The sequence below is a fragment of the Aminivibrio sp. genome (assembly GCF_016756745.1).
GTDB lineage: Bacteria > Synergistota > Synergistia > Synergistales > Aminobacteriaceae > Aminivibrio.
Genome location: NZ_JAESIH010000044.1, coordinates 1 through 13,322, shown reverse-complemented (window position 1 = coordinate 13,322; position 13,322 = coordinate 1). Strand labels below are relative to the sequence as shown.

The following is a 13,322-nucleotide window of genomic DNA, read 5'->3' as shown; positions in this document are numbered from 1 at the left end:
ATGTTATTATGCCACGGCATTGGAACACCGGAGCGAGAGTGGTGGAACGGCAGACACGTCAGACTTAGGATCTGATGCCTCAGGGCGTGGGGGTTCGAGTCCCCCCTCTCGCACCATTATGATTTTTGCGCCTGGTAGAAGGAAACCTTCCCCTCTTTCCTGGGGGGAGCCGGCGGAACGAAGGAATCGTCCTTATAACCGAAACATACGGAATAAAGAGGCCGGTAGTCTTCCGGAATCCCCAGGGATTTCACTTCCTCGGGGATACCGAAAAGAAAGACGGTAAGACCGATCCAGCAGCTCCCGATGCCAAGGGACTCTGCGGCGAGGAGCATGTTTTGTATGGCTGCGGAACAGTCGGCGTGGGGGAAAAGAAGGTTCTCGCCCGGCTCTTTCCCCGAGACGACGATTACCGTGGGGGCCCTGTGGAAAACATGGTACCCCTCTTTCCCCGCCAGTTTCCTGACCCATTCGATGGGGGAGTCAGCCATGAGGCTGATGGTCTTTTCGCTCATCTTGTCGATTTTTTCCCTGTCCTGGATCACGAGGAAATGCCATGGCTGGGCGTTGTGGCCGCTGGGGGCCCAGATCGCAGCCTCAAGGATGACATCGAGGTCTTCCCGTCGAAGCTGGTCCTGCCGGAACCTCCTGACACTCCTTCTGTTCCTGATTGTTTCCATCACCGGGTTCATTTGGCGAGTCGCCTCCTTTTGTGTTTTGAGTCCCATGGGGACACAGATAACAATAGCCCAAAAATCGAAGAATTGCTATAATGGGCTAAAATTTTTACCCTCTTCGGCAGGAGCAACTGCCTGCAGAAAGGAGCATCATTATGAGAATACGTCTTGCACCTTGTATTTTATTGCTGACCGCTCTCCTGTTTTTTACCGTGGACGTGAGGTACGCTTTCTCGGCTCCATTTTCCACAAGCCAGGAATTCCATACAATGCAGCGCTTTCGCTCCAAAAAGGACCAGCGCAACAGGATAAAGGCCATCGAGACCTACTTCATGAGGAAAAATCCCAAGGTTCCCCCGAAGAATGTTTCTTATTACGCCCGGCTCATCGAGGATTATTCGGCCCAGTATAATCTTGATCCCTTCCTTGTGGCTTCCGTTATGGTCAAGGAATCCACCATAAAGGAAAAGGCGGTCAGCAAAGGAAATTACGGTCTCATGCAGATCAACTGGAACGCCAACAGGCCATGGATCATAAGGACCTTCCCGGTCCGTTCGAAGGCCGATCTGATAATTCCCTCCAACAATGTGCGCATAGGAACCCACATCCTCGCCGAGAACATAAAGAAATGCAAAGGAGACGTGGACTTGGGGCTGGACCGGTACAGGGGGAGATCCCTCGCTTCCTACAGAAACTCAATCCACAGCCATTATATCGCCATCTCACAGATATTCAGGCGGCTCCAGCCGACGACGTAAGCAGTTCTTATGAAGCCCTCAGAAATTTCCGCCGTTATTCTCGCCGCAGGTTATTCCAGCAGAATGGGCTTCTTCAAGCCGCTTTCCGCACTGGACGGACTAACTGCCCTTGAATGGGCGGTCCGCTCCATGTCCGAGGCCGGCATAGGAGACGTCGTGGTGGTGACGGGATTCCGGAGGGAGGAAACGGAAAACTGTGCAGCGCGAGCGGGAGCCCGTCCCGTTTTCAATCCGAGATTTTCTGAAGGGATGTTCTCTTCCGTGCAGACGGGAGCGGCTTCCCTTTCGTCTTCTTCCAGAGCTTTTTTTCTTCTTCCTGCCGATATTCCCACCGTGCGGCCGGCAACCGTTCGGCTCCTCGCAAGATATGCGTCTTTCCGGGGAATCACCTACCCTCTCTTTCGTGGGGAACGGGGGCATCCCCCCCTTATCGGAGCCTCCTTCATACCCCATATCCTGAATTACTCCGGTGAAGGAGGGTTCAGGCGTTTCCTCGAGATGAGAGAAAAAAGCGCCATCGACCTGGCCGTAGCCGACGAGGGAGTTCTGCTCGACATGGACGAGCCGGAGGATTTCGAAAGGATGCGCCTGAGGGCGAAAAGAATTCACATCCCTTCTCCGGCTGAGCGACAGTCTCTTTTCACCATTGCCGGCACTCCTGAAGAGGTTCTGGCCCACTCGGAAAAGGTTGCCTCCGTTGCCCTGAAGCTCGCCCGGGCTCTAAAGGGCCGAGCCGGGGCAGATAGGGATCTGCTTGAGTGCGCCTGCCTTTTGCACGACATCTGCAAGGCACTGCCCGAGCATGACGCCGCAGGAAAGGTTTTCCTCGAAGTCTGTGGTTTTCCTGCCGTGGCGGCCGTTGCTTCCTGCCACATGAACCTTCCTCCCCGGGCAGCTCCGGAGGCGAAGCTTCTCTATCTGGCAGACAAGCTGGTCCGGGGAAGTTTTGTCGTGCCCCTTGCCGAAAGAAAAAGGCTCGCCATGGAGAAATTCGGAGACGACCGCGATGCACGCTCAAACATCGGGAAACGGTTTGCCCGGGCGAGGCGAATTGTCCGCTGGATCGAAAGGGAAGCAGGGAAAAAGATCGCAGATATTCTTGGAGAAGAGAACCATACTCTGGACGGCTCACATTGAATAAGGTAAAGTTAAGGGTGTAAAGGGCCGGCCTGCAGGCCGCCGGCATGAATGAATATACCTTGGAGCGTTTCGATAAAGGGGGAGACATAGGGATATGGTGCAATGGTATTTCCCGGAGACGATCGACGAAGCGGCAGCGCTTCTCGGAAGGGAAAGGTTCGTTCCCCACGGAGGCGGAACGAACCTTGTGAAAAGCGGTATCGGTTCTTTCGCCGGAGTGGTGGATCTTTCCAGGGTTCCGCTGAATTACCTGAAAACGGACAGGGGCGTTCTGGAAATCGGAGCGAACCAGACATTTGCGTCCGCAGCCGATAATCTCTCGAACCTTTACCCTGGCTGCATTCTTGCCGCAGCCCTTGGTGCGGCTGCCTCCACGCCTCTGCGGAACAGGATCACCATGGGAGGCAGCGCGTCCCTTTTTCCGCTCTGGTCCGACCTCATAGGGCCCATGGCTGTCCTCGAGGGAAAAATCCGTACGGAAGGACAGAACGCAGGCACCCATGATCTCGCTCCGTGGCTGGCTGACCGCTCACTCCAGAAAGGAACCCTGATCACCTCACTCCTTTTTCCCGACCCGTCCGACTGGATATCGGTCTATCACCGGGAGGTCAGGGTAGGATTTGATTATCCGGCCTTTACGGTTTCCGTTCTTGCCCGCACGAACGGGTCAAGGGTGGAAAGGATACGGGTCGCCCTTTCGGGAGGGACAGACAGGGTCGTCAGGCTGGCGGAACTTGAGGAGGCGCTGAAGGGCGCGGACCTCGCGAAAGTTTCATCCCTTGACATACGGAAGATGGCCGCTGTCCGGTTCGGAAGAAAGCCTGCGGGCTCCCCAGAATATCTCTCGGAAATAGCCGCCGTCCAAGTGGAACGCTGCGTGAAGTCAGCCCTTTTCAGGGAGGAGGGAACCCGATGAATGGAACATTTTTCATCAACGGGCGGAAAGAGGAGTGGTCCTTCGCTCCTGACGCCGTCCTTCTGGACGTTCTCCGGGAGCACGGCTGCACCGAGGTCCACAGGGGCTGCGGGGAAGGAGTCTGCGGTACCTGTGCAGTGGTTCTCGATGGTTCCTTGGTAAATTCCTGCCAGGTCTTCGCCGCCTCTGCCCGGGAGAAGGAGATTCTCACGGTGGCCGGGATAGGTTCTATTCATGCTCCCCATCCGCTGCAGACCGCCTTTGTCGAGACAGGGGCCGTCCAATGCGGTTTTTGCACTCCGGCCATGATTCTGGCCGCTTACTGCCTTCTGAAAAAGACGCCGAACCCGACGGATGACGAGATCCGCAGGGCTCTTGACGGAAATTTGTGCCGCTGTACCGGGTACGTCAAGATCATTGAGGCGGTCCGTCTCGCCGCAAGGAGGATGAGCAGTTATGAGTGATCTTTCCGTGGTCGGAAAGCCGATCCTGAAGGTGGATTCCCTTTCCCTCGCCTGCGGCACTGCCAGGTATACAGCAGACTTCGAGGTAAAGGATCCTCTTCATCTGGTCTTCTTTTATTCCCCCCACGCCCATGCGGAGATACTGTCCATCGACGACAATCCTGCCCGGAGCATGGAGGGGGTGGTGGATGTCTTCCATTCGGGCAACACCCCTTCGGAACTGTACACCACGGCCGGGCAGGGATATCCCGAACCCTCGCCCTACGACACCGCCCTCTTCAACAAGAAGGTGAGGTACGTGGGCGATATCGTCGGTGCAGTTCTGGCGGAATCCACTGCGGCAGCCCGGGCGGCGGCGGGGGCCGTTCGGGTGGAGTACCGTCAGCTCGAACCCCTCTTTGACCCGGAAAAATCCATGGATCCGGGTGCCCCCTGTCTCCACGATGACGGAGCTTTCGCTCCCCTTCCCGTGCCGTACCGCCCGGAAGAGAATGTGGCGGGGGAAGTGCTTTTTTCCTTCGGCGACGTGGAAAAGGGCTTCGCCGAAGCCGATTTCATCGAGGAGGAAACCTACAGGACCCACTACACGAACCACTGTGCCATGGAACCCCATGCGGCCACTGCCACCTTCGACGAAAAGGGCAGGCTGGTTATTTATTCCTCGACCCAGGTCCCCTTCCATGCCCGTCGGACAGTCAGCAGGGTGACGGGTATTCCCGCCCACAAGATCAGGGTCGTGAAGCCGAGGATCGGCGGAGGCTTCGGCAGCAAGCAGGAGATCATTCTCGAGCCTTACGTGGCCTTGGCGGCGTGGAAATACAAGAGGAGCGTAAAAGCAGAGCTTACGCGCCGTGAAGTCTTCACCACCGCCAGGACGAGGCACCCCATGAGGGTCCGCATAAAGACCGGCGTAAAAAGGGACGGCACCATAACCGCCCTGGAAATGAACAATATCATGAATACAGGCGCCTACGGGGCTCATGCGCTCACGGTGCTCTCCAACGCGGGGTCGAAGGTTCTGCCCATGTTCAACAAGATACCCAATGTCTCCTTCACCGGTAGAGCAGTCTACACCACCCTTCCGGTGGGGGGCGCCTACCGGGGATACGGTGCCACCCAGGGGTACTTCGCCTTCAACCAGCATGTGGACGGCATAAGCAGAAAAATTGGAATGGATTTTGTCGATTACATAAAGAAATGGCATATTCGTGAGGGGGAAACCTCCGAAGTTTTCAAGGCGATCGGGGAAGGAACCGAGGGGGTAAGCCAGATCATCAAGTCGTGCAAACTCTCCGAGTGCCTGGACCGCGGAGCGGAAGAAATCGGCTGGAGCAGGCTCCGGGGAAAGAGGATCACCTCCGGCTCGTGGGTCAAGGGTGTGGGTGCCGCTGTCTCCATGCAGGGTTCGGGCATCCCGAAAGTGGACATGGGAAGCGCGTCCATGAAGATGAACGACGACGGTTCCTTCAACCTGTACGTGGGTGCCACGGATATCGGCACGGGGTCGGACACCATCCTCAGCCAGATAGCCGCGGAAACGCTGAAGGTGCCCGTGGAAATGATTCTCATCCTTTCTTCCGACACTGATCTTACCCCTTTCGACACCGGGGCCTACGCTTCCTCCACCACCTATGTCTCGGGCCAGGCGGTACTCCGCTGCGCCGGGAAGATCAGGGACCAAATCCTGTCCGCGGCAGCTGTCCTCATGGGCGCCCCTGCTGAATCGCTCTTCCTCGGCGACGGAGGGATTGTAGTGAACAGGCAGACCGGAGAGGAAGCGTCCTTTTCAAAAATCGCCTGCTTCGCCCTGTACAGCCACGACCAGTTCCAGATCCAGGCAGGCGCCTCTTTCACGGGTGATGAATCTCCTGCACCCTTTATGGCTCACTTTGCCGAAGTGGACGTGGACCTGGAAACGGGAAAGGTCCGCCTGGTGAAGTTCGTCTCTGCCGGAGACTGCGGGAGGCCGATCAACCCCGTTCTTACCGAGGGACAGATCGAGGGGGCCACCATGAACGGCATAAGCTACGCCCTCACGGAACAGTATCTCTTCGACCCGAGGGGGAAGATGACGAACAACTCCTTCTGGGACTACAAGATTTTCGGTACCCTGGACATGCCGGAAATGAAGACCATCCTGGCGGAATCGAACGAGCCCACGGGCCCCTACGGTGCGAAATCCATTTCGGAGATAGGGATCAACGGACCGGCCCCCGCCATTGCCAATGCCATTTTCGACGCCACGGGCAGGAGGATCTTTGATCTTCCCCTGACTCCCGAGAAGGTGCTCGCGGCGATCAAGGGTGTCAAATGACCGGAAAATACGGCGACAGCCAGGACTTTGTCATTGGACGGGGTGTCGTGGCAGACGGGGCGGGGCTTTTTCTCGAAGACGGGGCGCTGTTCGTCTCCGGGGGCCGGATCGTGGAGATCGGTCCTTGGGAGACCGTCCGGAGAGATGACATCCCCTTCTACGACGTGGAAGGACGGCTGATTCTTCCGGGACTCGTGAATTTCCACCACCACCTGTACTCCTTCTTTGCCCCGGGAATCTCCCCGGCAGGTCCGACGGAGACCTTTCCCGAGATTCTCGAAAATCTCTGGTGGCGGCTGGACAGGATGATCGACGAGGAGTCGCTCTATTTTTCAGTGCTCATGGGAGCCCTGGATTCCCTTTCCTTCGGGGTGACCTCGATTTTCGACCATCATGCCTCCATGAATTTCGACCGCGAGAGCCTCGACGTGGCTGCGGAAGCCGTCTCTCTCGCGGGGATAAGGGCGGTGCTCTGCCTGGAGACATCCGACAGGCAGGGGAAAGAGGCGATGAAACGCCAGGTGGCGGAGAATGTTTCCTTCTGGGAGAAGCACCGCGGCGATCCCTTCCTTGGAGGAATGTTCGGGCTTCACGCCAACCTGACCCTTTCGGAGGAGACGCTGGCTTTCATCTCGACGGAAAAGCCGGCGGAAATGGCCGTTCATGTTCATTGCGGGGAAGCTCCGGAGGATCTCGCATTCTGCCGGGAGCTGGGGTACCAGGGCCCGGTGGACCGACTGAACTCCTTCGGCCTCCTGGACGGGGACAGCTTCCTGATTCATTGTGTCCATCTCTCGGAGACGGACTATTCCCTTCTCGGGGAGATCAGGCCAGTGGTCGTCCTGAATCCTGAATCCAACGCCAACAACCGGGTCGGAAAACCGGACAGGGACAGGCTTCCCGGGCATCTCTTGGGGACGGACGGGATGTCGGGAGACATGGTGGCCGCTCTTCGCTCTTACATGCTCCTCGGGGCCGGGGGCGGGGAACCCTATTCCAGAATGGCGGACATGATGTTCCGTTTCCCGGAAAAAGTTCTTCAGAGACGCCTTCCGGTCCGGACCGGTTTCCGGCCGGGAGCAGCGGCTGATATTGCGGTTCTCGATTACATCCCCCTTTCTCCCGTTTCGGAGACAAACCTACTCGGGCACCTCCTGTTCGGAGCAAAGGGAGGGAAAGCCCATCTCACGGTGGTCAACGGGAAAATCCTCTGGCGGAAGGGAGAATTCCCCGGTCACGACATGGACTCTCTCCGGTTTCGGGCCAAAAGGGCGGCATCGGCCCTATCGCTCCGCTTTCGAAATTTGTGAGTTCAGGGAGGCAAAATCATGGCAGATCTTTCCTTACGGGTACATGATGTCTTTTTTTCAAATCCGGTACTGACAGCCGCAGGGCCGAATGTGGGAACGGCGGCGAGGATGCACGATGCCGTGGCAGGCGGAGCCGGAGGAATCGTGACAAAAACGGTCTCCGTGGTTCCTGCCAAGGACCCGAGACCCACCATACGGAAGGCCTCGTGCGGCGGTCTTCTCAACTGCGAAACCTGGGCCGAGACGCCGGTGGAGGAGTACCTGGAAGCCTACCGGGATATCAAGCGTGCCGGGGTTCCCCTCATCGTCTCCGTAGGCTACACGCCGGACGATGTAAGGACCTTGGGCAGATTGCTGGAAAAAGAAGTCGGGCCCGACATCATAGAGTTTTCCACCCACTATACCGGAAAGTCCATCGATCCTCTCCTCGACGTGGCCAGGGCGCTCCGGGAGGCCGTATCCGTTCCCGTATGGATGAAAATTTCTCCCAACACCCCGGATATCGAGGAACTGGCGGTGCGGGCGGCGGACATCGTGGATGGTTTTGTCGCCATCAACTCCTTCGGACCGGCCCTGGATTTCGACATTGACACGGCGAAGCCTCCGCTGGGCTCTACCTACGGCCAGGGATGGCTTTCCGGACCTCCCATACGCCCCATTGCCCTCCGCATTGTCTACCAGATAGCATCGGTTCAGCCGAAGCCGGTTATCGGCGTGGGAGGTGTTTATACCGGCAGGGACGCCCTTCAGTTCCTCATGGCCGGAGCGTCCCTTGTGCAGATCTGTTCTGCAGCCATACAGCACGGGCCGGGAATATACGGAAAAGTGGCCCGGGAGATAGGAGAATGGTTAGATTCGTCGGGGTATGCCTCCATTGAGGACGTCCGCGGCCTGTACATGAGAAACGTGATGGCCCGGAACGCCCGACCGGGTGCGGAATAGGAAGGGGGAGCGGCGCTTGAACGAGAAAACGGTCCTCGTCGGTTCTCGGCTTCCGAGAACCGACGGCCTGGCAAAAGCGTGCGGAAGTGCCAAATTTCTGGATGACCTGACCATCGACGGATGCTGGGTCGGCGGAACGGTGCGCGCCCAGGTGCCCAGGGGAAGAATAAAGGGAATCCGGCAGGATCCCTCTTTTGACTGGAGCCGGGCTGTCCTGGTGACGGCGCGGGATATTCCCGGGGTCAACACGGTTTCCATGATCAGGGACGATTACCCTGCTCTGGCTGATTCCCTGATCTCCTTCCCGACCCAGGCGGTTGCCCTGGTGGCTGCCCCGGACCAGGAAACCCTCATGGAGGCCCTTGCAGCAGTTACGGTGGACATGGAGGAGCTCCCCCCCGTCCTCACCGTGGAGGACTCCATAGCCTGTACCCAGGTCATCTGGGGGGACAACAACGTCATGGACGAATATACAGTTGCCTCGGGGAACGCGGCCGGGGCATTTGCTTCGGCGGACCTTATTGTGGAAGGGACCTACAGGACAAAACACCAGGAGCACGTCTATCTTGAAACCCAGGGCATGGCAGCCCTTCCAGGAGAGGACGGATCCATGGAGGTCATCGGTTCCATGCAGTGTCCCTATTACGTTCACTCGGCCCTGGTCAAGGGACTGGGCTTTCTCCCCGAAAAGGTCAGAGTTCGCCAGACCGTGACAGGGGGCGGTTTCGGCGGGAAAGAGGACTATCCGTCCATTCTTGGACTCCATGCGGCCCTTCTCGCCCTGAAGAGCGGACGACCGGTGAAAATGGTCTACGACAGAAAAGAAGACCTTCTGTGCACAACCAAACGGCACCCTTCGATCATCAGGCACCGGACCGGGGTCAAAAAGGACGGAACCCTGGTGGCTGCGGAAATCGACATCATCCTTGACGGAGGAGCCTTCACCACCATGAGCAAGGTGGTACTCTCCCGCTCCATTCTCCACGCCACCGGGTGCTACTTCATTCCCGACGTCTCCGTCAGGGCCCGTGCGGTGGCCACGAACACACCTCCAAACGGCGCCTACAGGGGATTCGGGGTTCCCCAGAGTAATTTCGCCGTCGAGCGGCACATGGACAGGATTGCAGAGGTTCTTGGAATGGACCCCTTGGACCTCCGGAAGAAAAACCTCCTGAAAAACGGGTTTTCCTTTCCCTACGGACAGGTCCTTGGAGAAGGCATGTCGGCTGAGCTGGTCCTGGACAAAGTGGTGGAAATGTCCGGTTACCGGGAGAAACGGCGCCTGTTCGACGAAGAAAACAGAAAGAATCCTTTTTTCAAGAAGGGCATAGGTCTCTCCCTCGGGCTTCACGGCGGCGGTTTTACCGGAAGCGGGGAAGAAAATATCAACGGCTCCGCATCCGTCCGGGTTGCAGGGGGCGAGAAGGTTGAGGTGCTTGTGAGCAGCGTTGAAATGGGCCAGGGTGCATCCACCGTCCTTCCCATGATTGCGGCGGAGACCCTCGGACTGGACTTCACGAAAGTGGTTCACCATATTCCCGATACGTCAGTGGTCCCGAACAGCGGCCCCACGGTCGCATCAAGGACAACCATGTACGTGGGAAAAACGGTCCAGGACGCCTGCCTTTCCCTTGTAGAGCAGATGGCGGAAAAGGCAGCCGAACTTGAAGAGTTCGCCGGTACGCCTGTCTCATTTGAAAAGGGAGCTTTCTCAGCAGGCGAAAATGAGCGGATTCCTTTCTTCGACATGGCGAAGAGGCTTGCTTCTTTCCCCGGAGTTCTCTCCGCGACAGCGCGTTATCGGCCGGATCCGGGATTTTCTTGGGATGAAGCATCCTACACCGGCGACGCGTACAAGGCCTACGCCTGGATCGCCAATGTGGTGGAGGTCGAGGTGGACATGGAAACCTTCGAAATTTCGCCCCGGAAAGCCCATGTCTCAGCCGAGATAGGGAAGGCTGTTTCTCCCGTCCTTGCCGCAGGCCAGATTGAAGGAGGATCCCTCCAGGCTTTCGGCTACGCTTACCTCGAGGACGTGGAGATGAAAAACGGAAGCTACACCGCGGCACACCTCAACCAGTACCTGATCCCGACGACCCTCGACACGCCGGATTTTTCCGTGGATCTTCAGGAAGTACCCTTCTCGGGGGGACCCTACGGAGCGAAGGGGCTGGGTGAGCTTCCCATGGACTCAGGCGCTCCGGCGCTTGTCGCCGCTGTCGGGCAGGCGACGGGAATCTTTCCCGAGAGGATTCCTGTGACAGGAGAATATCTGCATTCCCTTCTTCGGGGAAAAAAGCAGGAACGGAAGGCAGGAGAACAATGAAAATAACCTGTGTCATCAACGGGACGCTCCGGGTGTTGGAAACCCGTCCCTTGGACCGTCTTCTGGACGTGCTGCGGAGCCTTGGACTCACCGGTACGAAAGAAGGATGCGGGGAGGGGGAGTGCGGCGCCTGTGCCGTCCTTCTCGACGGAGAACTTGTCAATTCATGCATGATCCCTGCTATGCAGATCCATGGGCGGACAGTACTCACCACGGAAGGGCTGGGTTCGCCGGACACCCCGGATATCTTACAGAAAGCGTATGCTGACGAAGGGGCCGTGCAGTGCGGTTTCTGCATCCCGGGGATGGTGATTGCCTCCAGGGCTCTTCTCGCCCGAAATCCTCATCCGGACCGACCCGCGATCAGAACGGCCCTCGCCGGAAACCTGTGCCGGTGCACCGGCTACGAGAAAATCATCAGGGCAGTGGAGAAGGCGGCGGACATGGGGTACGGAGAGGAAATCCCGCCTTTCGGCGGACCGGTGTGCTGTTATCCGCCGGAATTTACCGAAGAGGAAAGAAAATCCTTTTTTCAGCCTTCGTCCCTCGATGAAGCCCTTGAAATACGGGCCGAATACGGCGATGAAATAACCTTTCTCGCGGGAACGACCGATTTCTATCCCGACATGAAAAACGGAAAAGTTGAGGTGAAGAAGGTTCTCGACCTCTCAAGAGTGGAAGAGCTCAAAACAATAGTCCTCCGCAGCGATGATCTTTTCGCGGGGGCCTGCGCCGGCGACAGCATGATCATGGAACATCCCGACGTGCTTGCTCTCTTTCCCGCCCTTGCCCGGGCAGCGGAACTGAGCGGTGCCCGGGCGGTGCAGAACAGGGCCACTCTGGGCGGAAACCTGGCTTCCGCCTCGGGCGCCGCCGACCTTCCTGTTCCCCTGCTGGTTCTCGGGGCGTCGGTCATCCTGGCGAGCGTCAGGGGAGAACGGCGGATTCCCATGGAGGAATTCTTTACCGGCTACAGGCAGACGGTCATGAAAAAAGATGAAATCCTGCGCGGCGTCTCTCTCCCCCTTCCCCGGACCTCTCTGCGGCAGGCGTTTTACAAGCGGGGTTCAAGGGCGGCACTGACCCTTTCCAGGATATCTGTTGCCTGTTCCGCCGTCCTGGAGAAAGGAACTCTGAAGGATGTGCGCATAGCAGCAGGAAGCATGTCCGCCTTTCCTGTCCGCCTTCAGGAGACCGAGGAGCTTCTTTCCGGCAAAAGACTTTCGGCCGAACTGGCAGATGATGCTGCGGACAGGGCCTCCCGGGAGATAAACCCAAGGACGTCCGGAGAATTCAGAAAAACGGTGACGGGAAACCTTGTACGGAGATTTCTCCTCTCTCTCCGGGAGAACTGACCGAAAGGGCACGGCCTTTTTCGCGGATGTGGACGGAAAAATCTCTCCGGGCTGTTCGGAGAACAGCGGCAAGGCAGTGTTTGCGACCACACAGCCCTTCACCTGGGAGGCGCGATCATTATGACTGAAAAGTTTGAATCTCTACTCGCAGGCAGTTAATTCTACAGCGCACCATAAAAATAGAAGAAGCTGAACATTCTTATCCATTCGATGTAAAATTCAGTAATAAGTCCGAGGGGCGAGGTGTTCGTACCGCCTATAGATCGTGACCGATGAAGGAAAGAGCCGTCGATGCCGCAGGAGGACATCTCGGGGGAGGATCTGCTTGTCGAAGCTCGGTGTTCCCCGCCCCCGCGTCGTGCTCGTCGATTCCGGATGCGGCGACAGGCTCCGGAGCCGCCTTGTCGAAAAATACCGCTACCTCGTGGTCGGATGTTCGGTCCCCGAATCAGATATATGGTTCGATGCCACCTGGACGAGTGCGTCCTCCGCGGTGCTCTTCGGCTACAAAGACCGATAGTGGTGGCGCAACAGGGACATACCAGGGGACGGCGATGGCGGCGATAGAGGAGAGCTTCAAGGAGTATAGAAATCCGGGGAGGGGGCATTACGAAATCTGCTCCTACAAAGGGTGCGCCTTCACATGGGTTCGTGATGCTCGCGCATTTCTTCACGCTGAAGCTCCGCTTTGCCTTTTGAAAAGGTGAAATTGTCCTGACGAGCCGATCCGATGGTCAAGAGACTGATCGTTGAAAGTCTGCGAGGACCGGTTCGTTTTGTCAATGTCCGTTTGTTATCCTAAATCCGCACCTCAGCGGGGAGTGTCACCGGAACTCGCTTGGGCGGGGGGTGCAGATTGTCGTTCGTGACAACTGCCCAAGCGAGTCCCGCGGCTCCCTGCGTTCGCCGATTGCCTGCTTGTGAAACCGACATCCGTGTCGGTTTCTCTCACCTCAGGCGCCCCTCCCAGGGGATAATCTCTTCGCCCCTGGGGAGGGCGAATTCACCGTATGCCCGGCGACACTCCCTCTGCCTGAAAAATTAGCGGATTTAGGGTTATTGCGATAAACTACTTAAGCGCAAACACGCACCCTCTCTTTCCCGTCTTAGAAAGAAGAAA

At 57.6% G+C, this 13,322-nt stretch carries 11 protein-coding genes and 1 tRNA gene; 11 read left to right on the top strand and 1 reads right to left on the bottom strand.

The window, feature by feature from the left end; all coding sequences use genetic code 11:
* Positions 1–32 precede the first annotated feature (32 nt).
* Positions 33–116 (top strand) — tRNA-Leu (locus tag JMJ95_RS05970).
* Here the strand turns inward: JMJ95_RS05970 and JMJ95_RS05965 are convergent.
* Positions 117–692, bottom strand: a complete 576-nt coding sequence (locus tag JMJ95_RS05965) for a nitroreductase family protein (RefSeq protein WP_290683602.1) — start codon at positions 690–692, stop codon at positions 117–119.
* Positions 693–832: 140 nt separating this feature from the next.
* On the opposite strand from JMJ95_RS05965, the gene JMJ95_RS05960 reads away from it, so the two are divergent.
* The 10 genes from JMJ95_RS05960 to JMJ95_RS05915 all read left to right on the top strand — a co-directional run bounded on the left by JMJ95_RS05960 (position 833) and on the right by JMJ95_RS05915 (position 12,722).
* Positions 833–1,435 carry a transglycosylase SLT domain-containing protein gene (locus JMJ95_RS05960; protein ID WP_290683600.1) on the top strand — a complete coding sequence of 201 codons (603 nt, stop codon included), beginning with the start codon at positions 833–835 and terminating at the stop codon, positions 1,433–1,435.
* A 9-nt stretch (positions 1,436–1,444) separates the two neighbouring features.
* Positions 1,445–2,572, top strand: a complete 1,128-nt coding sequence (locus JMJ95_RS05955) for a DVU_1551 family NTP transferase (protein ID WP_290683598.1) — start codon at positions 1,445–1,447, stop codon at positions 2,570–2,572.
* 97 nt (positions 2,573–2,669) lie between these two features.
* A complete protein-coding gene (locus JMJ95_RS05950; protein WP_290683597.1) occupies positions 2,670–3,491 on the top strand; it encodes an FAD binding domain-containing protein in 822 nt (273 codons plus the stop codon).
* On the top strand, positions 3,488–3,955 hold the full coding sequence (locus JMJ95_RS05945; RefSeq protein ID WP_290683595.1) for a (2Fe-2S)-binding protein: 468 nt from the start codon (positions 3,488–3,490) through the stop codon (positions 3,953–3,955). The genes JMJ95_RS05950 and JMJ95_RS05945 overlap by 4 nt, the downstream gene beginning before the upstream one ends.
* Positions 3,948–6,269: a molybdopterin cofactor-binding domain-containing protein gene (locus JMJ95_RS05940; RefSeq protein ID WP_290683593.1), complete on the top strand. Its 2,322-nt coding sequence runs from the start codon at positions 3,948–3,950 to the stop codon at positions 6,267–6,269. Before JMJ95_RS05945 ends, JMJ95_RS05940 begins: the two co-directional genes overlap by 8 nt.
* A complete protein-coding gene (locus JMJ95_RS05935) occupies positions 6,266–7,579 on the top strand; it encodes an amidohydrolase family protein (protein WP_290683591.1) in 1,314 nt (437 codons plus the stop codon). The genes JMJ95_RS05940 and JMJ95_RS05935 overlap by 4 nt, the downstream gene beginning before the upstream one ends.
* 18 nt (positions 7,580–7,597) lie before the next feature.
* Positions 7,598–8,521, top strand: coding sequence for a diguanylate cyclase (locus tag JMJ95_RS05930; protein WP_290683589.1), 924 nt, complete (start codon positions 7,598–7,600; stop codon positions 8,519–8,521).
* A 16-nt stretch (positions 8,522–8,537) separates the two neighbouring features.
* A complete protein-coding gene (locus JMJ95_RS05925) occupies positions 8,538–10,847 on the top strand; it encodes a xanthine dehydrogenase family protein molybdopterin-binding subunit (RefSeq protein WP_290683587.1) in 2,310 nt (769 codons plus the stop codon).
* Complete coding sequence (locus tag JMJ95_RS05920; protein WP_290683585.1) at positions 10,844–12,202, top strand: FAD binding domain-containing protein; 1,359 nt, start codon at positions 10,844–10,846, stop codon at positions 12,200–12,202. Before JMJ95_RS05925 ends, JMJ95_RS05920 begins: the two co-directional genes overlap by 4 nt.
* Before the next feature lie 325 nt (positions 12,203–12,527).
* Positions 12,528–12,722 (top strand): hypothetical protein, encoded by a 195-nt coding sequence (locus JMJ95_RS05915; RefSeq protein ID WP_290683583.1) that lies wholly within the window; start codon positions 12,528–12,530, stop codon positions 12,720–12,722.
* Positions 12,723–13,322 lie beyond the last annotated feature (600 nt).